Origin of the sequence: Leucobacter sp. NPDC058333, assembly GCF_042726155.1 — a bacterium.
Lineage (GTDB): Bacteria > Actinomycetota > Actinomycetes > Actinomycetales > Microbacteriaceae > Leucobacter.
On the sequence record NZ_JBHXHV010000001.1, the window covers coordinates 743,063 to 766,794 of the forward strand.

The 23,732-nt window shown below is 66.5% G+C and carries 20 protein-coding genes and 1 tRNA gene; 15 read left to right on the plus strand and 6 right to left on the minus strand.

What is annotated here, in order from left to right; genetic code table 11:
* Positions 1-114: 114 nt before the first annotated feature.
* Positions 115-747, minus strand: coding sequence for a dihydrofolate reductase family protein (locus ACFWHR_RS03355; RefSeq protein ID WP_382446853.1), 633 nt, complete (start codon positions 745-747; stop codon positions 115-117).
* A 150-nt stretch (positions 748-897) separates the two neighbouring features.
* Between ACFWHR_RS03355 and ACFWHR_RS03360 the strand changes: the two genes are divergently transcribed.
* Entirely contained in the window at positions 898-1,359 is a 462-nt protein-coding gene (locus tag ACFWHR_RS03360; RefSeq protein ID WP_382446854.1) for a MarR family winged helix-turn-helix transcriptional regulator, read from the plus strand.
* 82 nt (positions 1,360-1,441) lie between these two features.
* On the opposite strand, the gene ACFWHR_RS03365 is transcribed toward ACFWHR_RS03360, so the two are convergent.
* The gene (locus ACFWHR_RS03365; protein WP_382446855.1) at positions 1,442-1,573 is read right to left on the minus strand and encodes a hypothetical protein; all 132 of its coding nucleotides are present in this window, start codon (positions 1,571-1,573) and stop codon (positions 1,442-1,444) included.
* On the opposite strand from ACFWHR_RS03365, the gene ACFWHR_RS03370 reads away from it, so the two are divergent.
* Genes ACFWHR_RS03370 through ACFWHR_RS03390 form a run of 5 tightly spaced genes read left to right on the plus strand, consistent with a single transcriptional unit; the run spans position 1,572 to position 7,124 of the window.
* Entirely contained in the window at positions 1,572-2,771 is a 1,200-nt protein-coding gene (locus ACFWHR_RS03370; RefSeq protein WP_382446856.1) for an MFS transporter, read from the plus strand. The genes ACFWHR_RS03365 and ACFWHR_RS03370 overlap by 2 nt on opposite strands.
* 47 nt (positions 2,772-2,818) lie before the next feature.
* Positions 2,819-4,000, plus strand: a complete 1,182-nt coding sequence (locus ACFWHR_RS03375) for a nucleoside hydrolase (protein ID WP_382446857.1) — start codon at positions 2,819-2,821, stop codon at positions 3,998-4,000.
* Positions 3,984-4,853, plus strand: coding sequence for a histidine kinase (locus tag ACFWHR_RS03380; protein ID WP_382446858.1), 870 nt, complete (start codon positions 3,984-3,986; stop codon positions 4,851-4,853). Before ACFWHR_RS03375 ends, ACFWHR_RS03380 begins: the two co-directional genes overlap by 17 nt.
* Positions 4,829-5,653 carry an energy-coupling factor transporter transmembrane component T family protein gene (locus ACFWHR_RS03385; protein ID WP_382446859.1) on the plus strand — a complete coding sequence of 275 codons (825 nt, stop codon included), beginning with the start codon at positions 4,829-4,831 and terminating at the stop codon, positions 5,651-5,653. The genes ACFWHR_RS03380 and ACFWHR_RS03385 overlap by 25 nt, the downstream gene beginning before the upstream one ends.
* On the plus strand, positions 5,646-7,124 hold the full coding sequence (locus ACFWHR_RS03390) for an ATP-binding cassette domain-containing protein (protein ID WP_382446860.1): 1,479 nt from the start codon (positions 5,646-5,648) through the stop codon (positions 7,122-7,124). Before ACFWHR_RS03385 ends, ACFWHR_RS03390 begins: the two co-directional genes overlap by 8 nt.
* Before the next feature lie 105 nt (positions 7,125-7,229).
* On the opposite strand, the gene ACFWHR_RS03395 is transcribed toward ACFWHR_RS03390, so the two are convergent.
* The 3 genes from ACFWHR_RS03395 to ACFWHR_RS03405 all read right to left on the minus strand — a co-directional run bounded on the left by ACFWHR_RS03395 (position 7,230) and on the right by ACFWHR_RS03405 (position 9,739).
* Entirely contained in the window at positions 7,230-7,952 is a 723-nt protein-coding gene (locus ACFWHR_RS03395; RefSeq protein ID WP_382446861.1) for a CE1759 family FMN reductase, read from the minus strand.
* A gap of 49 nt (positions 7,953-8,001) precedes the next feature.
* Positions 8,002-8,478, minus strand: coding sequence for a MarR family winged helix-turn-helix transcriptional regulator (locus ACFWHR_RS03400; RefSeq protein ID WP_382446862.1), 477 nt, complete (start codon positions 8,476-8,478; stop codon positions 8,002-8,004).
* A gap of 73 nt (positions 8,479-8,551) precedes the next feature.
* Positions 8,552-9,739 carry a CE1758 family FMN-dependent luciferase-like monooxygenase gene (locus tag ACFWHR_RS03405; protein WP_382446863.1) on the minus strand — a complete coding sequence of 396 codons (1,188 nt, stop codon included), beginning with the start codon at positions 9,737-9,739 and terminating at the stop codon, positions 8,552-8,554.
* A 166-nt stretch (positions 9,740-9,905) separates the two neighbouring features.
* On the opposite strand from ACFWHR_RS03405, the gene ACFWHR_RS03410 reads away from it, so the two are divergent.
* A complete protein-coding gene (locus tag ACFWHR_RS03410) occupies positions 9,906-10,643 on the plus strand; it encodes a lytic transglycosylase domain-containing protein (RefSeq protein ID WP_382446864.1) in 738 nt (245 codons plus the stop codon).
* A gap of 23 nt (positions 10,644-10,666) precedes the next feature.
* Here the strand turns inward: ACFWHR_RS03410 and ACFWHR_RS03415 are convergent, their stop codons facing one another.
* Positions 10,667-11,869: a pyridoxal phosphate-dependent aminotransferase gene (locus ACFWHR_RS03415; protein ID WP_382446865.1), complete on the minus strand. Its 1,203-nt coding sequence runs from the start codon at positions 11,867-11,869 to the stop codon at positions 10,667-10,669.
* 187 nt (positions 11,870-12,056) lie between these two features.
* Here ACFWHR_RS03415 and ACFWHR_RS03420 point away from each other — a divergent pair.
* From ACFWHR_RS03420 to ACFWHR_RS03455, 8 genes are all read left to right on the plus strand, one after another.
* Positions 12,057-12,129 (plus strand) — tRNA-Trp (locus tag ACFWHR_RS03420).
* Between the two features lie 54 nt (positions 12,130-12,183).
* On the plus strand, positions 12,184-12,456 hold the full coding sequence (gene secE, locus ACFWHR_RS03425) for a preprotein translocase subunit SecE (RefSeq protein ID WP_382446866.1): 273 nt from the start codon (positions 12,184-12,186) through the stop codon (positions 12,454-12,456).
* A 47-nt stretch (positions 12,457-12,503) separates the two neighbouring features.
* The gene (nusG, locus tag ACFWHR_RS03430) at positions 12,504-13,316 is read left to right on the plus strand and encodes a transcription termination/antitermination protein NusG (protein ID WP_382446867.1); all 813 of its coding nucleotides are present in this window, start codon (positions 12,504-12,506) and stop codon (positions 13,314-13,316) included.
* A gap of 67 nt (positions 13,317-13,383) precedes the next feature.
* Complete coding sequence (locus ACFWHR_RS03435) at positions 13,384-14,973, plus strand: molybdopterin-dependent oxidoreductase (protein ID WP_382446868.1); 1,590 nt, start codon at positions 13,384-13,386, stop codon at positions 14,971-14,973.
* A 179-nt stretch (positions 14,974-15,152) separates the two neighbouring features.
* The gene (rplK, locus tag ACFWHR_RS03440; protein ID WP_382446869.1) at positions 15,153-15,581 is read left to right on the plus strand and encodes a 50S ribosomal protein L11; all 429 of its coding nucleotides are present in this window, start codon (positions 15,153-15,155) and stop codon (positions 15,579-15,581) included.
* 12 nt (positions 15,582-15,593) lie between these two features.
* On the plus strand, positions 15,594-16,283 hold the full coding sequence (gene rplA / locus ACFWHR_RS03445) for a 50S ribosomal protein L1 (protein ID WP_382446870.1): 690 nt from the start codon (positions 15,594-15,596) through the stop codon (positions 16,281-16,283).
* Between the two features lie 237 nt (positions 16,284-16,520).
* Positions 16,521-17,657 carry a serine/threonine-protein kinase gene (locus ACFWHR_RS03450; RefSeq protein WP_382446871.1) on the plus strand — a complete coding sequence of 379 codons (1,137 nt, stop codon included), beginning with the start codon at positions 16,521-16,523 and terminating at the stop codon, positions 17,655-17,657.
* Positions 17,654-23,725, plus strand: a complete 6,072-nt coding sequence (locus ACFWHR_RS03455; protein ID WP_382446872.1) for an Ig-like domain-containing protein — start codon at positions 17,654-17,656, stop codon at positions 23,723-23,725. The genes ACFWHR_RS03450 and ACFWHR_RS03455 overlap by 4 nt, the downstream gene beginning before the upstream one ends.
* Positions 23,726-23,732: the final 7 nt, after the last annotated feature.

Here is a 23,732-nt window from a genome sequence, read left to right on the forward strand (position 1 = left end):
AAACAACGCGGCCATCAACAACACCCCACCAACCCCCCCCTCGGGGGTGACCAAATTCCCACAAAAAATCTCCCGATTTGGTCGAAAATTGCTCACCCGCGAGGGGTGTTGTGGTTAGGGGGTCATGGTTCCCGTGGTTGGGGTGCCCGGGGCGGGCTCGTAGCGGAGCTGCACCGCGCCCGCGCTGCCGCTGAGCGGGGGCTCGATTAGGCGCAGGTTGGTGGGGAGCGCTCCCGTCGGGAAGACCTTCTGCCCCTCGCCGAGCACGATTGGATACACCCAGAGGCAGAGCTCATCGAAGAGGCGCTCTGCGATGAGTGTCTGCACGAAGTCGATGCTGCCGACGACGTGAATCTCGCGGTGGCGCTCGCGAAGCGCGCGCACCTCTCCCGCGAGATCGTCGCCGATGCGCGTGGTGCCCTGCCAGGGGGTCGGGAGCGCAGCGTCGCGGCTCGCCACATACTTCGGCGTCGCATTGAACGTGCGCCCGATCACGTTGTCATCGTGCTGCGGCCAGTACTCCGCGAAATTCTCGTAGGTGCGTCGCCCGAGCAGCAGCGCGTCCATGCGATCGACGTACCCGAGCACGCTCTGCCCGACCATGTCGTCGTCGATCGGCGCCTGCCAGCCACCGAAGCGGAAGTTGCCCCGCGTATCCTCTTCGGCCCCGCCCGGCGCCTGCGCGACGCCGTCAAGCGTGGTGAAGAGGTCGATGATGATGCGCCCGGGACCCGTTGGTGTGGTCATCTGCGGCTCCTTTGCCTGGATCAGCGGTACTCCCGCTGCCTCGAATCGTCCTCGCAGCACCCCCGGGTGTCAAGCCGTGATGAGTTCACGCGAGCCCGCGCGCAGCAAATTGCATAGCACTACGATGTAAATAGTGATAAAGTTCCATTCATGATCGAACAAGTGCCAGGTAGTGCATCAGGTGCCGATGCGTTGGCGCTTGACCTGACCCGCGTCACCGGAAGGTTCGCGCGCGTCGCTGGCCGCGTCGCGGGCGGCGGCTACTCGCTGATCGCGTGGCGCGTCCTCGCCGAGCTCGAACACTCGGGAGCGGCGCGCATCAGCTCGCTCGCGCATCAGCAGCGGGTTGCGCAGCCGTCGATGACGGGGCTCGTGCAGCGCCTCGAGAGCGAAGGATGGGTGTCGCGGAGCCCCGACCCCGACGACGGCCGCGCAACCCTCGTGAGCCTCACGCCCGCCGGCCAGATCGCACTCGATGAGTATCGGAGCAAAGCGGCCGACCGCGTTCGCCCACACCTCGAAGCGCTCTCTGAGTTCGATCGCGCCACACTCGCTCGCGCCGCCGAGCTCATGCAGCAGCTGGGCGACCGCATCGACGACCCCTCGGGGTAGCCGGGGTAGCCGGGGTAGCCCGCCCCTCCACAACGCACAACGCACACACTCAGCACCGGGAGATTCTCACGTCCACGACAGCTCATTCCTCAGCTCCCAACCCAGCAGACACCGGATCGCACCGGCCGACCCCGCCGCAGCCGTCGAAGCCCTCGATCTGGCGCCAGCCGACCGCGGTCTGGGCGATCGCGTTCGCCTGCGCGGTCTCGTTCATGGGCATCGGATTGGTCGACCCGATCCTGCCCGCCATTAGCCATGAGCTGGGGGCGAGCCCGAGCCAGACGATGCTGCTGTTCACGAGCTACCTCTTCATTACCGGCGCGGCGATGTTCTTCACGAGCTGGGTGTCGAGCCGCATCGGCGTGAAGCGCACGCTCATCGCCGGGCTCGTGCTCGTTGTGGTGTTCGCGGCGCTCGCGGGGGCGTCAGGCACGGTCGACGCGATCATCGGCTTCCGCGCGGGCTGGGGTCTCGGCAATGCGCTCTTCATCTCGACGGCGCTTGCCGCGATCGTGGGCGCAGCCTCGGGCGGAGCCCGCCAGGCAATCGTGCTGTACGAGGCCGCGCTCGGCGTCGGGCTCGCGGTCGGCCCGCTCGTCGGCGGTCTGCTCGGCACGCTCTCATGGCGAGGGCCGTTCTTCGGCACCGCGGCACTGATGGCCATTGCGCTGATCGCGATTCTCGTGCTGCTTCGCCAGCCCAAGCGCGGCTCAGACGCCGCGGCCGAACCCGCTCCCGTCGTCGAAAAAGTCTCGATCGTGGCCGGGTTCCGGGCGCTGCGCAACCCCGCCCTGCGTTCGCTGTCGATCGTCGCACTCTTCTACAACTTCGGATTCTTCGTGCTGCTGGCCTACAGCCCGTACCCAATGGAGGCCGCGGCCGCATCGCTCGGGCTCGAATTCGGCGCGCACGAACTCGGCCTCGTGTTCTTCGGCTGGGGGCTCGCCCTCGCAATTACCTCGGTGCTGGTCGCTCCGGTGCTCACCCGCCGGATCGGGCTGCGCCCCGTGCTCTTCGCCATGCTCACCGGTCTGACCGTGTGCCTGCTCCTGCTCGGTTTCTTCACGGGGAACCTCACGGGCCTCGTGGTCGTCGTGATCATCAGCGGTCTGCTGCTCGGTGTCATGAACACGGCACTCACCGAGGCGGTCATGGAGGCGACCGACCTGCCCCGCAACGTCGCCTCCTCGACATACTCGGGTGTGCGCTTCATGGGCGGTGCTGTCGCTCCGGCCGTGGCCGGCCCGATCTCCGAGGCGATGGGCGCGGGCGTACCGTACTGGTTCGGTGCCGCTTCGATTGTCGTGGCGATGGTCGTGCTCGGCTTCGCCGGTAAGCACCTCGCGCACATCGGCCGCGCACACGAGACCGCCGTGGAAGAGGCGCAAGACATCACGGCCGGCGACGCGTAACATCCGCGCTCGCGGCGTCGGTCACAATTGTCCGTCACAATAGAGGGATGCCCGCGAACACGATCCCGCTCTTTCTCGACTGCGACCCCGGCATCGACGATGCCATCGCGATCGCGTATCTCCTCTGCCAGCGCGACGTCGAGATCGTGGGGATTGCCGCGAGCGGCGGCAACGTCTCGACCGCGCAGGTCGTGCGCAACACGCTCGGCTGGCTCGAACTCGCGGGACGCACCGAGCTACCGGTGTATCGAGGGGTCGCGCAGCCGCTCGCGCAAACAGCCGACGCTGTCGAGGCCGCAGATGTCACCGACCCCGCTGACGCCACCAACCTCACCGACCCCGCCGACCCCGCCGACCCCGCCTACGCCGAGGTCACCCACGGCGACACCGGCAGCGGCTACGCGACTCTGCCAGAACCGAGCTTCTCGACTCGTGACACCTCGGCGGCGCAGGCCTGGGTCGACGCCGCGCGGGCGCATCCCGGTGAGCTCATCGGCGTCGTCATCGGCCCGTCGACGAACCTCGCACTCGCGCTCGAGATTGAGCCGGAGCTGCCGCGCCTCGTGAAGCGTCTCTTCGTGATGGGCGGCGCGTTCAACTACCGCGGCAATACCCATCCAACAACTGAGTGGAACATCACCTTCGATCCCGAGGCGGCCGCGCGCGTGTTCGCCGCGTTCGGCGATGCGTTCACCGCGGGCAATGCACCCTTCGCTCCGGTGATCGGCCCGATCGAGGCGACGGAGATGGTAGAGATGACGCCCGAGCGATTGGCCACGATCCTGACCGCGTCGTCGCCGACTCCTGCCTGGTCAGCGGTACTGCGCGAGCTCGGTGAGGCGCTCCGCTTCTACTTTGAGTTTCACGCGGCAGACGGACACGGCTACCTCGCACACATCCACGATCCCTATGTCACGGCCACGGCCGTCGAGTGGGCGCGCGGCGAGCTGGCCGGAGAGCAACAGGCGCGCGGCGAGCTCGCGAGCGAATCGCGCGCAGGATCCGCCGCGCCCGCGACCGGCTCGCTGCCGTGGGCGACGATCGCGTTTGCGCCGGTCGACGTCGAACTCACCGGCACGCTCACGCGCGGCGAGACCGTCGCCGACTGGCTCGGGCGATGGAACAAGCCCGTTAACGCCGAGATCATTCGAAGCGTCGACGCCCCCGCATTTCTTGATCACCTCACCGACACCCTGATGGAAGGACCACACGATGGCCACACGCGATAGCGTCTCTGGGCAGGGGCTCGCCACACTGACGAGTCCCGGAGAACCCCGCCACACCGCCCCGAAGTGGGCGTATCTATTGACCGCCGCTGGGGCGGTCGTCATTATTGCGACCTACGTCGCCGTGCTCCTCACGCAGCCGGCCACGCTCGGCCAAGACCTGGGCCACGCAACGCTCTGGGTGATGGTCGGCTATCTCGCCGGTGCCGCGCTCATCGCCGCCGGTACGCTCCCCATGATTCCGCGCAGCATCTTCGCGCTCATGCCGGTCGCGATCGCCCTGAACATCACCGTCGGGCAGATCATCGGCACGCTGACACCGCTGCCCCTCTACCTTGACTCGCTCGGATCGGTGATCGTTGGCGTGCTCGCGGGCCCTGCGGCTGGCGCACTCACCGGCGTGCTCGGCAACCTGATCTGGGGCGTCACGATCAACCCCACCGTCATCGCGTTCACCGCGGGCGCCGCGTTCGTCGGCGCTGCCGCCGGCTGGGCGGCTCGCATCGGGGCGTTCCGCGCCGCCTGGTGGGCGGTGCTCGCGGGTGCCGTCGCGGGCATTCCCGGAGGCGCGCTCGGCGCTCCGGTTGCGGCGTTCGTCTACGGCGGCGGGCTCGGCGTCGGCACCGGCGGCATTGTCGCCACGCTGCAGGCCGCTGGCCTCGAGATGCTCAACGCCACCACGGTGCAGAGTCTCGCGTCAGACACGGCAGACAAGGCGATCATCTTTCTGCTCGCGTTTCTCGTGCTGCGCACACTGCCGAAACGCATCGTCAGCCGGTATCCGCTCGCGATGCGCTCGCTTGCGAACGGCCGCGGGGGTGGGCAGTCGCGGTGGCAAGCTTCAACGCCCCGGTGACCTCCGAGCCACGTCACGCGGCGCTCCACCCAGCCACCGAGCTTGTGCTGCTCGTGTGCGGGTTGCTGCTCACGTATGGCATCCCGTCGCCGATCGTGCCGACCGCGCTGCTGATCGGCGCGGTCGTCGCGGCGATGGTTTCGCCGCGCGTGCGGTTCTCGCGCTGGCTCATCACGGTCGGGGCGCTTGCCGTTCCGATGCTGATCATGATCGGCATCGTGCAGGGGCTGTTTTACCCGGCCGACGGCGCTGAGGTGCTGTGGCGGTGGGGCGCGGCGGCGATCACGGTGGAGGGGCTGGCGGTCGCGCTGCAGCTGTGGCTGCGAGTGGCCGCGATGATCGCGGTCTGCGCGCTCTTCGCGTTCGGGTCTGACGCCGCGCGTACCTTCGACGGCATGATCCGGCTGCGCCTGCCGCTCGCGATCGCGTATGTCTGCGCGACGGCGATGAGCCTGATCCCGCTGCTGCGGCAGCGGGTATCGCAGTCGCTCGCTGCGCGCGCGGCGCGCGGTTGGAATACGGCTCGCCTCGGCACGCGGCTGCGCCTGCTGCCGGGCATCATCGCCGGATTGCTGACCGCCTCGCTCGTGCAACTCGATCAGCGCCACGACACGCTCGAACAGCGCGGGTTCGGGCGCGCTCGGCGCCCGGCGCCGCTGCAGTTGCACGCCGACGGAGCTGCGCAGAGTTGGCTTCGGTGGGGCGCGCCCCTGCTGACCGTGTCGCTCATCGTGCTCTCTCTGGCCGGCGCGCTCCCCCTCCCGACCGCCTCTGACGTGTTGGGGGCGCTTCGTGACTGAACCGATGCTCGCCCTCGAACTCATCGACGCCAGCTTTCGCTATCACGGGACCGACACTGTCGCGCTCTCGGAGCTCAACCTCACGGTGCAACGCGGCGAGATGGTGGCGGTGCTCGGACCGCAGGGATCGGGAACCTCGACGCTCTGCCGCCTCGCCGCGGGGCTGCTCGGAGACCGCGGTGACGCCGCGGGGAGCGTCCGCAGCGCGCCCGGAGCCGTCGCGATGCTCGGCGACGATCCTGAATCTCAGATCACCGGCATGACGAGCTTCGTCGACGACGAGGTGCGGCTGCCGACGCGGCTTTTCGGCAGTGACCGAGCCGTCGATCCGGGTACCGCACTCGCATCGTTCGGCATGGCGCGCCTGGTCGGTCGCCGCCTCGACACGCTCTCGGGCGGCGAACGCCAGCTCGTCGCGCTCGCGAGTCTCACGACGCTGAGGCCAGAGCTATTGATGCTCGATCAGCCTGCACTCTCACTTGATCCGGCGGCTCGCGCGCTGCTGCTCGCGGCGCTGCGTGGTTTCTGTGCGGGTGGCGGCGCGGTACTGCTGGCGGGCCATCAGCACGACGAACTCACCGCGGCGGCGGATCGCGTAGCGTTTCTCCGTGCCGGCCGCAGTGTGCGCCAGGCTGCGCCGCGCGACCTGAACGATGAGGCGCTGGCGGCGCACGGCGTCTGGAATACGATGCCGGGGCCGGATTCGGATCTCGCTGCTTCGAGCACGCCCGAGTCCGTGTCAGCGCTCGAACGCGCACCCGGATCGGCTCCCTCCCCGCTTCTCGAAGCGCGCGACCTGACTGTGACCCGAGGCGGTACGCCTATCTTCTCGGGCATTGACCTTGGTGTCAGTGGCGGTGAAGTGCTCGCCGTGGTCGGCGCGAATGGTGTGGGCAAGTCGACGCTGCTCCGCGCGCTCTCCGGGCTGCTCGGCCGTGACGCGAGCGTGACGGGCGAGATCTCGGTGCGCAACCGTGGCGGGGCCGGAGCGGGCGCCGTGCGCATCGACAGGCTGCCAGCGTGGCAGCGGGCTGGATGGCTGGGCTGGGTGGGGCAAGATCCGGGCGCGCAGCTCTCGGCAGCGACCGCGCTGGCCGAGCTCGAAACGTCGACCCCGCTTCCGCCGCATCGGCGTCGCGAGCGCGCCAGGCTGCGTGACGAGCGGGCAGTTGCGTCGGGTGAAATGCTGCTGCGCGTCGGCCTGGGCGAGCAGGCAGACGATCACCCCTACGATCTGAACCCCGCCCAGCGCAAGGAACTCGTCATCGGCTCGGCACTGCTGTTGCGGCCAGACGTGCTGCTACTTGACGAACCCACGCTCGGACGCGACCTCGCGGGCATGCGGCGCCTAGACCGCATCGTGCGCGACTTCACCGAGGCAGGCGGCGCGGTCGTGGTGACGACTCACGATCTGCGCTGGGCGCGTGAGATCGCTACGCGGCAGCTCAATATGCCCGTACACCTTCGGTGAGAGATTCGGCTTCGGTCGGCGCGGTTCACGCCGGTCGGTGTCACCGAAGCCGAATCTCTCACGGAATCCGGAGCCGCCCGCTCCGCTGGAAGAAGTGGATGTAGCTCAGTGCCCGCCCGTCGCGAGGCGCATCAGATCGGTGTCAAAGTCGATGCCGAGCTCGGTGCCGCCGGCGCTGCCGTAGGAGTGCTGGTACGCACCCCAAGATTCGCCGCGAACTGACTCGCGGAAGCCGCCGGCGACGAGCGCGATGAGCTCGGTGGCGGCACGCTCGATGCGGGTGCCGAATTCGCGGCTGGTCCAGTCGTCCGGCGCGGCGAAGAGCCCGGTCGGCACGGTGATCGTGCGCAGGTATGAGAACAGGCCGCGCAGCTGGTCGTCTACGACGAGCGCGTGGCGCGCGCTGCCCGCTGTCGCTCCGAGTGCGACGGGCGTGCCGATCAGCAGATCGTTGTCGAGCACCTGGAAGAAGGCGGTGAACAGCCCACTCGCGCCCGCCTTGTAGACGGGAGTGGAGGCGACGATCGCGTCGGCGTCGCGCATGATGTCGCTCGCGGCCTGCAGCGCGGGGGAGACGTGCTGTGTGACGAGCGCGGTCGTCACGTCTTCGGCGAGGGCGCGCAGATCAACGAAGCGGATATGCAGCTCGATACCGCGCTGGGCGGCCATCTGGGCGGCCTTATCAGCAACGCGGTTCGCGAGCATCGTCGTGGTCGACGGGTCACTCGTACCGGCGCTGACGACTGCGAGGGTTCGCGGTGTGGGGCTCGCTGGCTCGGTTTCGAGGGAGCCGGGCGCGGCGGGAGTTCCGTCGAAGGGTGTGTTCATGGGGTACTCCTCAGAGAGTTCAAGTGTGTGTGAGCGCGTTGGGCGCGAATCAGTTTGCGGGTGCGCCGGCGAGATTGCTCGCGGTCTTGCCCGCGAGCTTGCCCGCGATGCGGCGCAGCTCGTGCATTTCGTCGGCGGTGAGGGCTGCGCCCAGGTGTCGCGCGATGCTCTTGGCGTGTGCGCGCCCCACCTGCTCTTGCAGTGCGGCGCCGTCGGCGGTCAGGCTGAGCAGCACGGCGCGGCCGTCTTCGGGGTCGGGCTCGCGGGCGATGAGCCCGCGAGTCGCCAGCCGATCAACCATGCGAGAGAGCGCGGGCTGGCTGAGCAGCACGCCGCCCTGTACGTCACACATGCGAATCGGCTTGTCGTGCTTGGAGAGCGTGTACAGCACGTCGTACTCGCGCATGCTGATTTCCGACCACATGTGCTCGGCCTCGAAGACCTGCATCAGTGTCGAGTGCGCCGACATCACCGACTCCCACGCCTCATTTGCGAGGCGCACATCGATACGAGTGGCTGAATCCATCTCGTGTTCTCCATTCGTGCGGTGGTTTCGTCGGGATGCTGCGGAGCTGCTCGCACTGAAAAGCGGGTCGGGATCATGCGATCCCGAAAGCGGCTCCCTGCTTTGCCGGCGAGTCCTGGTAGGGCGACCCGCCCGTTACATTGTCCCCCCGATTGGCGTTCGGGCGCGGTTGGCGCGGCGCATCAGTGCCGTACTTGGTGGTGATCAGGCTCTGGTGGGAGGGAGATTCGGCGACCTCTGGGTCGCGATCCTTCGCTATTTCTGCCCGCAGTACCGGGAGCACCTCGGAGCCGAACAGGTCGAGCTGCTCAAGCACTGTCTTCGTGGGGAGACCGGCGTGATCGATCAGGAACATCTGGCGCTGGTAGTCCCCGAAGATCTCGCGGAAGCCGAGGGTCTTGTCGATGACTTCTTGCGGGCTGCCGACGGTCAGCGGAGTCTGGCTCGCGAAGTCTTCCAGGCGGGGGCCGTGCCCATACACGGGTGCTTCGTTGAAGTACGGGCGGAACTGCGACACAGCGTCCTGCGAGTTCTTCGCCATGAAGGCCTGGCCGCCGAGGCCAACGACGGCCTGCTTTTGCGTGCCGTGGCCGTAGTGCTCGAAACGCTCGCGGTAGAAGCGCACGAGGCGCAGCGAGTGCTCTGAGGGGGCGAAGATGTGGTTCGAGAAGAATCCGTCGCCGTAGTACGCCGCCTGTTCGGCGATCTCGGGGGTGCGGATGGACCCGTGCCACACGAACGGGGGCACGTCGTCGAGTGGACGCGGCGTGCTCGTAAAGCCCTGCAGCGGCGTGCGGAAGTTGCCCTCGTAATCGACGACGTCCTCGCGCCACAGGCGGTGCAGCAGGTTGTAGTTGTCGAGCGCGAGCGGCAGGGCCGAACGGATGTCCTTGCCGAACCACGGGTACACCGGCGCGGTGTTGCCGCGGCCGAGCATCAGGTCCATGCGCCCCTTCGCGAGGTGCTGCAGCATTGCGTACTCTTCGGCGATGCGCACCGGATCGTTCGTGGTGATCAGCGTCGTGCTGGTCGAGAGCTTCAGCGTCTTCGTCAGGGCCGCGATGTATGCGAGAAAAGTGGTGGGGCTCGACGAGAAGAACGGTGCGTTGTGGTGCTCGCCGACCGCGAAGACGTCGAAGCCGACCTCTTCTGCGTGCACGGCGATCTCGGCGAGACCCTGAATGCGGGCGGCCTCGCTCGGCGTCTCACCCGACACCGGATCGCGGGTAACGTCGCTGACCGAGAAGATGCCGAATTCCATGATGTTCTCCTGTGTGTAGCGCGCGGCCCGGTGCGGGTCGCTGCTGAGGTGTTCACTTATATGCGCTTGCATACAAATGTAACACGGGTCCTCCCAAATCATTCCCGATATCTTGGGATCAATGTTTCGAGCGCGTCGCAGTCAATTATTCGCCGTCGGAGGCGGCGTGATTGCGGCGCTGCTGGTGGCCGGAGGCGTAGCGGTCTTCGTGGTCTGCGGGGCGCAGGGCGGCGAGGCTGTGGGAGACGTCGTCGCTGATCCTGCCGGGTCTGCGGCCCCTTCGCATCGCTCGGTTCCCGGAGCGTCCGGTGCTCCCGGCGCCGTTGACGCGGCTCGGTCAGCACTTCCGGCGGCGGATCCGATTTGGATCGAAAGGGTCGCCGCAGAATCGGGGATCCCAGAGCGGGCGCTCAGCGCCTACGCAACGGCGGCGCTCACCCTCGCGGAGGAACAGCCGGGTTGTCGTATCGGCTGGAACATGCTCGCCGGTATCGGGCAGGTTGAGTCAGAGCACGGCAGCATCAACGGTTCGCGCCTGCTCGCGAGCGGCGAGACGACGCCCCGCATTATCGGAGTGCCGCTCGACGGCAGCCAGTTTCTCGCAACGCCAGACACCGACGACGGAACCATCGACGGCGACACGGAGTGGGACCGCGCGGTTGGGCCGATGCAGTTCATCCCGAGTACCTGGGCGATGTTCGGTCGGGACGGCAACGGCGACGGCCGCATTGAAATCGACCAGATCGACGACGCGGCACTCTCGGCCGCGACCCTGCTCTGCGACCCGGGCCTCGACCTCACTGCCGGCGAACACTGGATCGCGGCACTCGACGGATACAACCCCAGCGTCAGCTACAACAACGAAGTAGCTGACGCCGCGGAGCGCTACGCGGAGTTTGGGTAGCGTGCTCCGGGGGACTCGACCGACTACTCGCTCAGCAGCGCCTGAATGCGGCGCACGCCCTCGACGAGGGCTTCGTCGCCGAGTGCGTAGCTGAAACGCAGGTAACCGCTCGGGCCGAAGGCCTCGCCCGGAACCCCCGCGACCTCGGCCTCGGAGAGGATCAGGTCTGCGAGTTCGAGCGACGACGATGGCGTGACGCCGCGGTAGGTCTTACCGAGTGCCGCGGTGACGTCGACGTAGGCGTAGAACGCGCCCTCGGGGGTCGGGCAGTGGAAGCCGGGCACCTTGTTGAGTTCCGCGACGATCAGCTTGCGGCGGCGATCGAAGGCCTGGCGCATCGCCTCGATCGGCTCCTGCGGGCCGGTGAGGGCCGCGAGTGCTGCCCGCTGCGCGATGTTGTTGACGTTCGAGGTCAGGTGCGACTGCAGGTTAGAGGCGCCCTTGATGATGTCGGCGGGGCCGACCATCCAGCCAAGTCGCCAGCCGGTCATGGCGTAGGTCTTCGCGACGCCGTTGACGAGGATCGTCCGATCCTGCAGCGCAGGCACGGCCTCGACGATCGATACGGCGCGGACGCCGTCGTAGGTGAGGTTCTGGTAAATCTCGTCGGCGATGACCCACAGGCCGTTCGCTTCGGCCCACTCGCCGATTGCCTTCGTTTCCTCTACCGAGTACACAGCCCCGGTCGGGTTCGACGGTGACACGAAGAGCAGCACCTTGGTGCGCTCGGTGCGCGCGGCCTCAAGCTGGTCGACGGTGACCTTGTAGTTCTGATCCGCGCCAGCGAACACCTCGACGGGCACGCCGTCGGCAAGCTGAATGGCTTCGGGGTAGGTGGTCCAGTACGGCGCCGGCAACAAGACCTCGTCGCCCGCATCGAGCAGCACCTGGAACGCCTGGTAGACGCCCTGCTTGCCGCCGTTGGTCACGACGACCTGCGACGGTTCGACAGCCCAACCCGAGTCGCGAGCGGTCTTGTCTGCGATCGCGCGCTTCAGCTCAGGGAGACCAGCGGCCGCTGTATAGCGATAATTCTTCGGGTCGTCGAGGGCTGCGCGGGCGGCGTCGACGATGTGCTCGGGCGTGGCGAAATCAGGCTCACCTGCCGCGTAGCTAATAACGGGTCGACCCTCGGCCTGCAGGGCCTTCGCCTTGGCATCGACCTTGAGTGTCGCCGACTCGGCGATAGCGGAAATCTTCTTTGACAAACGGGAGATGTGGCTCACCCTTCGATCCTAACCCGGGGAGTGCGCGACCGGGGCATACCGATCGGCGCCCGCGCGCGACGCGCCCGGGCGCACGGCTCCCGGTTCGACACGGGCAAGTTGATCCCGTAGAGTGTCTGTTGGTAGTTGACTTCTGCCAGAATTTCCTGTGCCTGCCGGGCTCAGAAATTCCGGCGGAACACTCCATAGGGCAGTGGCGCAATTGGTAGCGCAGCGGTCTCCAAAACCGCAGGTTGCAGGTTCGAGTCCTGTCTGCCCTGCAAGTCTCGTTCGGTGTGCAAGCGCCGAACGGGGGTAACCGAAAGGACACGCGAGTGAGCAGCACTGAAGTCGAGGAGAGCGGCGGCGTTGTCGATCGCGCCAAGGCCGATCGCGCGGCGAAGCGCAATTGGTTCAGCCGCATCGTCCTGTTCATCCAGCAGGTTATTGCTGAGCTGAAGCGGGTCGTCACTCCGACGCGCAAGGAACTCATCAACTTCACCATCGTGGTGATCGCATTCGTGCTGGTCATGATGGCGCTGGTGTGGGTGCTTGATCAGTTGTTCAGTGTAGTAACGGTCTTCCTATTCGGAACGACGCTCGGCTAATCAGCCGCCGAACGAACCGACCGCAGAGCAAGGAAAGCAAGTAAGAGATGACGAGCGAGAACAATACTCCCGAGGCAGACCTCGACGCGGCACTCGACGCACTTGTGCTGTCGGCTGACCCCGATGTGGACGCAGCGGTCGAGGATGCGCTCGATATCGACAGCGTTGAAGAGGCCGAAGCGGCCGCCAGCGCTATCGTCGATGAAGAGACCGAAGAAGACGCTGAGGGTGACGGCGAATCTGCTGAGGATCCCTACAAGGCGTTCAAGAAAGACCTGCGTCGCCGGCCAGGCAAGTGGTTCGTGATTCACACCTACGCCGGTTACGAGCGCAAGGTGAAGTCGAACCTGTGGAACCGTCGCGAGACGATGGGCGCAGTTGACGACATCTTCGAGATCCAGGTCCCCATGGAAGAGGTCATGGAGGTCAAGAACGGCCAGCGCAAGATGGTGACTCGCGTGCGCATCCCCGGTTACGTGCTCGTTCGCATGCACCTCAACGAGACCACCTGGTCCGTCGTTCGCCACACGCCGGGTGTCACCGGCTTCGTGGGCAATGCTCACAACCCCGTGCCGCTGCGCATCAACGAGGCCTTCGAGATGCTGAAGAGCACCGTCGAGCTCGAGCCGGCCGCGACCGCCAAGGGCAAGGCTGCAGCGAACGCTGCCGCTCAGGGCAACGTTGAAATCGACTTCGAGGTCGGCGAGACGATCACCATCAAGTCGGGCTCCTTCGAGGGTCTGCCAGGAACGATCAGCGAGATCAACCCCGCGGCTGGCAAGCTCACCGTGCTGGTGTCGCTCTTCGAGCGCGAGACCCCGGTCGAGCTCAGCTTCGACCAGGTCACCAAGATGGTCTAACGAAACATTCGCAAAAAGCCTCGCTTCGGCGGGGCTTTTTGCATGTGTTCTCGGTTACGGTGAGCACATGCACACGGGCCAATCAAGGATTCGGATCGGCGCTGCCGCGCTGGGCGTCACCGCCGCGCTCGCGGTACTCGGAGCGGCCGAACTCGTAGCCGTGTTCGTCAGCCCACGATCCTCTCCGCTGTTCGCGGTTGGTTCGCTCGCGATCGACCTCGCGCCGAGCTGGGTCAAAGACACGATGATCACGCTGTTCGGCACCGGTGACAAGGTTGCGCTGTTCGTGATTCTCGCGATCGTGCTCCTTGCGCTCGCCGTGATTGCGGGATTCGCCGAGGTTGCGCGCCGCGGGCTGGGCATGCTGGTGCTCACAGCGGTATCGGTCGTCGCAGTGGTCGCAATCCTGACAAGAAGCGAGTCCACACTGGCGTGGGCAATGCCAACGGTGATTGGCACGCTCGTAGGTCTCTGGGTGCTGCTCAACGGCAGGCCCAGGCTGCTCGCGTGGCGGGAAGCGGCACGCGCCACCGATGTCGAGACGCCCACCACGGCTGGAACAGTGCACGCCAAGTCCGAGGACGCGCGGCTCGCGCGCCGCAGCTTCCTGATGTTCGCGGGAATCACGGCGGTCGCCGCGGTCGTCGTCGGTGTCGGCGCCCGCGTCAAGAACGGCAGCGCGGCTGCGTACACCGCCCTGCGATCCGCGATCACGCTGCCGAGGCCAGCAATGCCCGCGCCGCCGGTGCCGGGTGGGGCGAGCATCGACGTTGCCGGTATCACGCCATTGATCACCCCCAACGCGGATTTCTATCGCATCGACATCGCCCTGCAGGTACCGCAGATTGACCCGTCGACGTGGCAGCTGGAAATCGGCGGAATGGTCGATACTCCCGTCACGCTGACTTACGCGGAGCTTGTGGCGCTGCCGCTCGAGGAGCACATCACCACGATCGCGTGCGTGTCGAACACTGTGGGTGGCGATCTTATTGGCAATGCGACCTGGCTCGGGTACCCCGTGCGAGAACTCCTGGCGCGCGCCGGTGTCTCGGACAGCGCCGACATGGTGCTGTCGTCGGGGCCCGACGGATTTACCGCCGGCACGCCCCTCGAGGCGCTCACCGATCCAGAGCGAAACGCACTGCTCGCTGTCGGCATGAATGGTGAGCCGCTCCCCGCAGAACACGGGTTCCCGGCGCGATTGATCGTGCCTGGGCTCTACGGCTATGTCTCGGCGACGAAGTGGGTCACGAAGCTCGAGGTCACGCGGTTTGCTGATGCCGAGGGGTACTGGACCCCGCGGGGCTGGTCGGAACTCGGGCCGATCAAGACGGCGTCACGCATCGATGCGCCGCGATCCGGCGCGCAGCTCGACTCTGGTGCGACGACGATAGCGGGGGTCGCCTGGGCGCAGCACACCGGTGTCGCCCGCGTCGATGTCCAGATAGACGACGGCCCCTGGCAGCGGGCCACGCTCGCGAAGGCGATCTCAGACGACACCTGGGTGCAGTGGACGTTGCCGTGGGACGCCAAGTCGGGGCGGCACCGTGCACGCGTGCGCGCGACCGATAAGTCGGGGTACACGCAGACCGCGACGGAGGCGCCGCCCGCACCCGATGGCGCCACGGGGTGGCACACGGTCGACTTCACGGTTTAGTCGCCAAACAGGCTTCGTCGGCGAACAGTGCGCGATCCGGGATCTTGAGGTAGACTTACCTGGTTTGCGTCTGCGAACGCCTCTGGCGTGTGCGAGCGGAAACACACACCGCATCCGGAACGGCCGGACTCGCGGGAGAGCGCGCACACTCGTGCGTGTTCGAAGGAAAGGAAACAATCATGGCAAAGGCCAAGAAGGTTACCGGTCTGATCAAGCTTCAGATCAATGCCGGCGCAGCCAACCCGGCGCCCCCCGTGGGACCCGCCCTGGGTCAGCACGGCGTCAACATCATGGAATTCTGCAAGGCGTACAACGCTGCGACAGAATCCCAGCGCGGCAACGTCGTTCCGGTGGAAATCACCGTCTACGAGGATCGCTCGTTCACCTTCGTACTGAAGACGCCGCCGGCAGCTGAGCTGCTCAAGAAGGCGGCTGGCGTGCAGAAGGGCTCCGGCACTCCGCACACCGTCAAGGTCGCAAAGGTCACCGCCGAGCAGGTTCGCCAGATCGCCGAGCAGAAGCAGGCTGATCTGAACGCGAACGACATCGACGCTGCGGCGAAGATCATCGCGGGCACCGCTCGCTCCATGGGCATCACGGTCGAGTAAGGGGCATCGGACATGGCACAGAAGTCAAAGGCGTACCGCGCCGCTGCCGAGAAGATTCAGGCAGACAAGTTCTACACTCCCGCCGAGGCAGTCGCCCTGGCGAAGGAGACCGGTTCCACGAAGACTGACTCGACCGTTGAGGTCGCTGTCAAGCTCGGTGTGGATCCCCGCAAGGCTGACCAGATGGTGCGTGGCACCGTCAGCCTGCCGCACGGCACCGGCAAGACCGCACGCGTTATCGTGTTCGCGGTTGGCGCTGCTGCTGAGGCTGCAATCGCCGCAGGCGCCGACGAGGTGGGTGGCGACGAGCTGATCGAGAAGGTGGCCGCTGGCTACACCGACTTCGATTCGGCCGTCTCGACCCCCGAGCTCATGGGCAAGGTTGGTCGCTTGGGTAAGGTGCTTGGCCCCCGTGGCCTCATGCCCAACCCGAAGACCGGCACCGTGACCCCGGATGCAGCGAAGGCTGTCACCGAGATCAAGGGCGGCAAGATCGAGTTCCGCGTTGACAAGCACTCCAACGTGCACTTCATCGTTGGCAAGGCCTCGTTCACGGCCGAGCAGCTCGCCGACAACATCAACTCGGTGCTCGACGAGATCTCGCGTCTGAAGCCGTCGTCGGCAAAGGGCAAGTACGTGCAGAAGGGCGCCGTTTCGACGACCTTCGGCCCGGGCATCCCGCTCGACGTCTCGGGTCTGTAACCAGACTCAACTCGTCAACAGCCCCCGGTCGCGCTCGCGGTCGGGGGCTGTTGCGTTGTGAGACTTACTCGTCCACAACGCACTTCCCGTTCGTGTCTGTTACCGATGCTGTGAACAACGCATCAGAGAGCGGCCTCCTCGATTAAGATGTTCACGTGACACTCCGTTCTCGAGCCGCCATCGTCGGCGCGCCCCAGTGTGAGGCGCGAGATCCGCGCACCGTGAGGGGAGTAACGCATGGCTGAACGCACACCCGTTGGTGCACCCGCGATACCGGGTTTCAGCTACGTGCGCCCGCTCGGGTCGGGTGGCTTCGCGCAGGTGTTCCTGTACGAACAAGACATGCCACGACGACTCGTTGCGGTGAAGGTGTTGAACGGTGCCGCGAAGGGGCCGGCCGCCGTCGCAGAGCTGCGCGAGGTGTTCGAAAGCGAAGCCGATGTGATGGCGCGGCTCAGCAGCCACCCCTCCGTGGTGTCCATTTATCAGGCGAGCATTTCGCTTGAGGGGCACCCGTATCTCGCAATGGAATTCTGCCCGGCCTCGATGGGAGCGCTCACGAAGGGTCAGCCGGCGAGATTGCGCGACGTGCTCGACGCCGGCGTGAGAATTGCGGGCGCTCTCGAAACCGCGCACCGCGCCGGAGTGCTGCACCGCGACATCAAGCCGTCGAACGTGCTGCTCACGACGCTCGGCCGGCCGGCACTCTCCGACTTCGGTATTGCACAGGTGCTGGGCCGGCGAGAGCTCGACGGTGAAATGGCGATGTCGATTCCGTGGTCAGCGCCAGAGGTCGTTGGCCTAAAAAGCACGGGCAGCGTCGCGACCGAAGTGTGGTCGCTCGGCGCCACGCTCTATTCCTTTGCCGCGGGGCGGTCTCCGTTCGAACTGGCCGACCGCGCACAGAATTCCCGTGCAAAACTAACTGAGCGCATCTCGAAAGCCATGTATCAGGCCATTCCGGGTGCGCAGGGGTACGAGCGCTTCGACGAGGTCATCTCGACTGCGCTGCGCAAAAACCCGCACGAGCGGTATCAGTCGATGGCGCAGTTCGGCGAGACGCTGCAAGAGTTGCAGCGCGGTTTCGGGTACGACGTGACGCCCCTTGAGGTCGTCGCCGAGGCTTGGCTGCCGCGCTCTGAATCGGTTCCAGCGGGCACCCGCGGGCCGGTCGTGAGTACCGTCGGCCGCGTCACCCGTGCGGAGGCGCGCGCTGAAATGCTCGCGCAGCGCCGCGGCACGGACGACGATGGGCTGATCCTCGACCGCCCTGCCTCGCCGTGGCGCGCAGGGCTCATTGGAGCGGGCATCGCGGTCGTTGTGCTCGGCGGCGCGGCGAGCGTCTTCTGGGCACTCAGCGGAGGTGCCGGGTGAGCGCGGTTTTGACGGAGGGGCGCGGGGGCTTCCGCAAGCTCCAGTGGTGGATCGCGGGGGCGGTCAGTTGCGCCCTAATCGCCACGGTCGCTGTAATCGCGAACGGGTACGACGCACGCGAGACCCCGCGCGAAGAGCCGGGCGTCTGGGTGGCGCGCGAGGCCGGCCAGTACGCACGGGTCAATACGGACACCGGCGAGCTCGACCTCGTGCGCAAGGTCTCAGACCCGAGCGGCCTGCTGCAGTCTGGTGATCGCGCAGCGGTGCTTTCCAACGGCAATGGCCGCGCCTGGCCCCTCGACGCGGCCTCGCCCGTTGACCTGGGCGACAGCGTGGCCAGCGATAAGAAGACTGACGACGCTGATAAGAACAGCGGCTCCGGATCAACGAAGACCGTCTCCGAGACCGAAGCTGCCGTCGACTCCGCTGCCGACGCCGAGGCAGCGTCGGCCGTGCGCATGCCTGACGGCACTCGTGAGGTAGTCAGTGCCGGGCGTTTCGTCGCGGTGCGCACCGAAGCGGGCGCGGTCTATCTCGGGGAGCTTGTCTCCGACGCTGCGGCAGCTCCGCAGTTCGCGACCACCAGTGATGACGGCGCGATCTCAGATCTCGAGTCCCGGTTGGGCTCTCTTGAACGGGTCGACCCGCTGGCGGAGGAGGGCCGCGATGCCTCGGCTGACGGCGCTGAAGCGAGTACCGACGGCGGATCAGGCTACCGGGCGAATGCGATCGCGCTCACCGAGGGCGGGCGACTGGCGCTCTTCTCGGCCGAGGAAGACGCCGTGCGCGAGTACGATGCCGAGAGTCACGAGTATGTGGGCGGCAAAGCCGACGTTCCCACCGCCGCTGGCGAAGCCAAGACGCCGCAACTCGCACTCGTTGCGGGGGAGTGGGCGCTGCTTGACACCGAGTCGGGGGAGCTGTGGCGCGAGGGTGGCGCGAAGGTGACGCTCGAACTCGACGGGTCGCCAACCCTGCAGGCGAGTGGGGGCGACGGGGCACGCGACGGTCGAAACGTACTCATCGCCGATACGAGCGGCCTGATGAGTGTGAATTCAGAGGGCACGGCTGAACGCGTCGTTGAGACGACCGGCACGCCGGCGCAGCCCGTATACGTGGGCGATGTCGCCTACGCGGCCTGGATCGGTCAGAAGTCGGGCAGTCTCTGGACCTCGAAGGAGGGCGAAAAGCCCCTCACCATCGACGACTCCGCGCGTGACTCTGGCGATCTGCAGCCAGTAATCCGCTCGAACGGAAAACGTGCGGTACTCAACGAGATGCGCACGGGCATGCTGTGGACGCTGCCCGGCGGCGAGCTGATTCCGCTTTCACAGTGGACGATCTCTGACCCGCCGAAAGAAGATCGCGGCACCGTACTCGTCGAAGACGTGACCGAGCAGGTCAAGCCGACCGCGGTTGATGATGCGTTCGGTGTTCGCGCCGGCGAAGCTGCGCCGGTGCCCGTCATGCTGAACGACTACGACGCGAACAAGCGTGATGTGCTCACGATCGTGCCTGATTCGCTCGGCGAGGCGGGCCTCCCAGAGGCGTTCGGTACGCTCCAGCTGATGCCTGACGGCCAGTCGCTGAGTGTGCAGCCGTCGGCGAAGGCCAGCGGAACCGCGACGTTCACCTATCGCATCACCGACGGTGCGCTCGTTTCCGATCCGGCTACCGTCACGCTGACCGTCGTCGGTGACGACACCAACACGGCCCCGGCGTGGTGCCCCGTCGAGGGCTGCCAGCGCGAATGGGGTGTGCCCGCGATCGCGCCGGGCGGAACCCTCGTGTACCCGATTCTCGAGGGCTGGGTTGATCCTGAGGGCGACGTGATAACGCTTTCGGACGTCGAGGCTTTGCGCTCAGACGACCCGGTGCGCGCGATCATCACCGCTGACGGTCGCCTCGCGGTGCGTCACACCGACCCCAACGCGGGCGCGTCAGAGATCGCGCTGCGCATTACCGCGCGCGACGGTCGCGGCGAGGAAGCTCAGCGCGAGCTCACGCTCGTCGTCGACCCGAGCGCGACTCCCGAGTTCACCCCAACTGCGACCACGGTTCAGGTGGGGCGCTCGGCGACCCTGCGGCCCCTTGAGCGCGTCGCCGGCGGATCGGGGTCTTACGCCCTGCTCGACGCGACCGATCCGAGCGGCAAGATTCGCGTGACGCCCAAGGCGGCGACCGGCACCGTCGAGGTTCAGGCCGATGACGCCGGTAGCGCGACAGCCACGGTCACCGTGCGCGACACAGTGACGGGCGGTGAAATCACGGGTCAAGTGCGCATCACCGCGACTCCCGCGGGACCGACGCTCGCCCTCCCCGCGCTGCGCGCGTTCGTGCGTCCGCTCACTGACACGACGGTGGAGATTTTCGACGCGATTCCCGGCGCGGATTCCCGCTCGCTCTCGGTAGCCGACGCACAGGTCGCCGACGGTGAGCTGCAGGCCGACATCATCGATCATGCCCAGGTGCGCGTCGCCGGCAGCACGGCCGACGGAGCCGCCGGGCGAATCGGCTCTGTTGATGTGACTGTAGCCGAGGGCGACAACCGCGCTCAGGGCAAGCTCACCGTCTTCCAGGTACCAGATACGGGTTCGACGGGCGCGATTGCGGTTGCTGACACTGCGACGGTGCGCGCGGGCTCAGTCGTCGACATCCGCGTTCTCGACAACGATGTGGCAGCCCCCGGCGAGCGGCTCGTGCTGCACCCCGACGTGGTTGGATCAGGCACGAAGGGCGAGCTCGCGTTCGCCTCGGGCAGCGTACTTCGCTATCTCGCACCCAAGCAGGCCGGTACCTATCGCATCAGTTACACCGCGTTCGGGGCTAGTGATCCGGCGGCCGGAGATGTTGGCTCAGTCATCGTCACCGTAGTTCCCGCCGACTCAAATCGCGACCCGCAACCGGCCGCAGTAACGGCGCGGGTGAGCCCCGGAGCCTCGGCGCAGGTGCGCGTGCCGCTCTCGGGGGTGGACCCCGATGGCGACCGCGTGCGCCTCGTGAGCGTCGATGGCAACGCCGATGCGGGTGTCTCGGCGACCATCAACGAAAACGGCAACGGTTTCGTCGTGGGTGCTGCGGCCGGGGCCGCGAATGGCACCGTGCAGGTGAAATACGGCGTGCGCGACGCGAAGGGCGGCTCCGCCACCGGCACGCTCAATGTGATCGTCGTGCCGGCCTCGGAGTCGAGCGCGATCATCGCGTCGACCGATTACCTGCGCCTCACTCCGAAGAGCGATGCCGCCGTGGTGCGCCCACTCGACAACGACATTGACCCCGCAAACGGCAAACTGACGATTGAGTCGGTCGTGCCCAACGTGGTCGGCGGGGCGAAGAGCAGCGCGGCGAAGAAGCTCGCGGAACGTCTCGACCTGTCAGCTCTGAAGGAGGGGCGGGTCACGGTGCTGCCCGGCAAAGACCTCGGCACTGTCTCCTATCGCTACACGATTCGATCAGCGGCGACGAAGAGCACCGCCGATGGCCTCATCGTCGTGCAGACCTCAGAGCGCGTCGGGGCGCAGGCGCCGACGATCACGGATACGGTGCTCAACGTACGCGACCGTTCCGAGCTTGCCTCAGGCGGCGTCGACGTGGTCACCGACAAGGTTCGCTGGGCGACCGGCGACGTGGCGAAGTTGAAGCTGTCGCTGTGGTCGGGTTCTGGCAAGGGATACCGCGCCGGCGGATCGAAGATCTCCGGGCAGTACAACCCAGACGGCGACACGGTCGTGTTTCAGCTGTCGGGCGTTGATGCTTCGGGCGAAAAAGTGTCATCGTACGGTCTGCTGGTCGTGCCGCCGCTCGATGAGCTGCGGTTGACGCTGAAGCCCAATGTGCAGCCGATCAAGGTCGACGAAAACGATCAGAAAGAGATCGCGGTGAGCGACCTCGTCGACATTGGCACGGGCGATCGTGTCGAGCTGAGACGCGACAAGTTCACTGTCGGGCGCGCGCAGGCCACGTGTGAGGCGGTGTCGAGCGACCGGCTACGCTACACGGCCGGCCGTGAAGCGCCCTGGAACGATACGTGCCTCATGCAGGCGCGACTCGTCGGGCAGAAGGCGTGGACCACGCTGCCCGTGCCCGTCGTGATCGTGCCTGACGAGCCCTCGGCTCAGGCCGCGGCGCTCACTCGCACCGTTGACCCCGGCGCGAACGCGAAGATCGCGCTCGCCGACATGGTGACCTGGCAGGGTGGCCGCGAGGGCGACGTGTCCAAGTTGAAGTTCGACGTATCGGGAGACAGTTCGCTGTTCACCTTCACGCAGAACGGCGCGAACCTGCAGGTCGAGGCGCGCGCCGACGCGGTGCCGGGCAGCCAAGAGACGCTCTCCGTTGCGATTACCGGCGCAGGCGAGTCGCGTGCCCCGCTCACACTCCGCGTGGGGCAGGCGCCCCGCGATCTGCCGCAGGGAGCGACTGTCGCGCTGCAGTGCACCGTCGGCAGTAACTGTCAGACCAAGCTCGTTGGCGTGGGGGGCGAACACGATCCCTTCGCGGGCAAGAGCGGCGGCGGCCTGAAACTCGCCTCGGTCAACGGGGCGGGATGCTCGTACGGCAGCTTCACGCGCGTCGGCGACTCGGGCGTCTCCGTGTCGTGGCCGGGCGGCCCCGAGGTGGGCGGCACCTGCCGCGTCGGATTCACGGTGGTCGACGCTCAGGGCCGCGTCGGTGACGGCGTGATTGAGTTCGACGCTCAGGGCATTCCGAGCCGCCCGAGCATTCAGCAGACCGGCTACACGCGCGACAGCGCGAGCTTCACCGTGACCACGGGAGGTCGTCAGGCGCATCCGGCTGTCTCGGGAGTTACTCTCTCCGGGGGCGGATCGACGAGCTGTTCGGCCGTCGGCACCGCGTCATTCCAGTGCGTCGCGACAGGGCTTTCGAACGGGACCAAGCACCAGTTCACCGCAACCGCGGTCAACGGGGTGGGCTCCTCTGCCGCTTCAACCCCGGTCACGGCGTGGGCATACGAGGCGCCTGCGGCGCCGAAGGTCACTGTGGAGTCACTGCCGAAACCAGGCAACACTGATCAGGGCAGAGGAGATGTGCGGTTGCACATCGTGGGTTCTGGCGACACGAAAGAATTCGCTGTCACGTATCGCGACACAGCGGAAACCATGAGCGGTCCGTCCGTAGAGCGCAAGTTTGAGAACATCCCGGTGGGGCCAATCTCATTCACGGTCACCCCGCAGACCAAGTTCGACGTCCCCGAAATCGGCGGCGGTTCAGGCACGGGAGCGGCGGCCCAGGGCGATGGCTACGTGATAGGCGCGCCGCGGTTGAGCAGTGCTTCTCTTGTAGGCACCGGTGAGACCACTGCGAAAGTGGGGCTCGATGGCGCAGGCGCGCACAATGGTGAAGCTGTGTCGACCACCTACACCATCGCCCGCTCAAATCGAGAGCTCCAAAGTTGCGTGAAGAACGGCCAGGCATCCCCGGACTTCACCGGCCTGCAAAAGTACCGCAAGTATCACGCGATGGCATGCATGACCAGCGATTATGGCACGAGCGTTGCGAATACGAATGAAACCCTCGTCGGGCCCGAACTTGAAGCGCCCTACGTTCGTTACACAATCTCCCGAGACGCCGTGGTGACAGGTACGACAGCCGTGTACGACATCGTGAAGGATACTCAGGGCAATCCGCAGCTCGAGGTCACTAAGAACGCCGACACCGTGCTGAAGTACAGCAACACTCAGAATGACCAGTTCGCGCTTCAGCCGGGAATGACGGTGCAGCAGTGCATCGGCTCAGGCGGCGATGAAGACTGCTCGCCTGCTTCGACCGTTGAATGGCGTAACGCGCCCAACGTTGTCACCGTGGCCCTGAAAGCTGACGTCTGCTACAACACAACGACCCAGCCGGACGAGGCCGCGATGCGAGCGATGTTCGACTACACCAACGTCGACTCGCAAACCGCAAAGCCGGTAAAGGGAATCGCGGTGAACGGGCAGATGCCGATCACGATTGCCTGGATCGGCGGGTACTCGCTGAGTCCGACCACCATTAATGTGCCGGTCTGTGCGCCGACCACGCCTCCACCCACCACATCGCCGACGCCGTAGCGCCGCG

Excerpts from the sequence above, each read along its gene's own strand:
- rplK (WP_382446869.1), top strand. The coding sequence starts at position 15,153 with ATGGCAAAGGCCAAGAAGGTTACCGGTCTGATCAAGCTTCAGATCAAT.
- ACFWHR_RS03380 (WP_382446858.1), top strand. The coding sequence starts at position 3,984 with ATGGCCACACGCGATAGCGTCTCTGGGCAGGGGCTCGCCACACTGACG.
- ACFWHR_RS03395 (WP_382446861.1), bottom strand. The coding sequence starts at position 7,952 with ATGAACACACCCTTCGACGGAACTCCCGCCGCGCCCGGCTCCCTCGAA.
- ACFWHR_RS03435 (WP_382446868.1), top strand. The coding sequence starts at position 13,384 with ATGCACACGGGCCAATCAAGGATTCGGATCGGCGCTGCCGCGCTGGGC.
- ACFWHR_RS03365 (WP_382446855.1), bottom strand. The coding sequence starts at position 1,573 with ATGAACGAGACCGCGCAGGCGAACGCGATCGCCCAGACCGCGGTCGGC.
- ACFWHR_RS03405 (WP_382446863.1), bottom strand. The coding sequence starts at position 9,739 with ATGGAATTCGGCATCTTCTCGGTCAGCGACGTTACCCGCGATCCGGTG.
- ACFWHR_RS03355 (WP_382446853.1), bottom strand. The coding sequence starts at position 747 with ATGACCACACCAACGGGTCCCGGGCGCATCATCATCGACCTCTTCACC.
- ACFWHR_RS03360 (WP_382446854.1), top strand. The coding sequence starts at position 898 with ATGATCGAACAAGTGCCAGGTAGTGCATCAGGTGCCGATGCGTTGGCG.
- ACFWHR_RS03450 (WP_382446871.1), top strand. The coding sequence starts at position 16,521 with ATGGCTGAACGCACACCCGTTGGTGCACCCGCGATACCGGGTTTCAGC.
- ACFWHR_RS03370 (WP_382446856.1), top strand. The coding sequence starts at position 1,572 with ATGGGCATCGGATTGGTCGACCCGATCCTGCCCGCCATTAGCCATGAG.
- ACFWHR_RS03400 (WP_382446862.1), bottom strand. The coding sequence starts at position 8,478 with ATGGATTCAGCCACTCGTATCGATGTGCGCCTCGCAAATGAGGCGTGG.
- rplA (WP_382446870.1), top strand. The coding sequence starts at position 15,594 with ATGGCACAGAAGTCAAAGGCGTACCGCGCCGCTGCCGAGAAGATTCAG.
- nusG (WP_382446867.1), top strand. The coding sequence starts at position 12,504 with ATGACGAGCGAGAACAATACTCCCGAGGCAGACCTCGACGCGGCACTC.
- ACFWHR_RS03375 (WP_382446857.1), top strand. The coding sequence starts at position 2,819 with ATGCCCGCGAACACGATCCCGCTCTTTCTCGACTGCGACCCCGGCATC.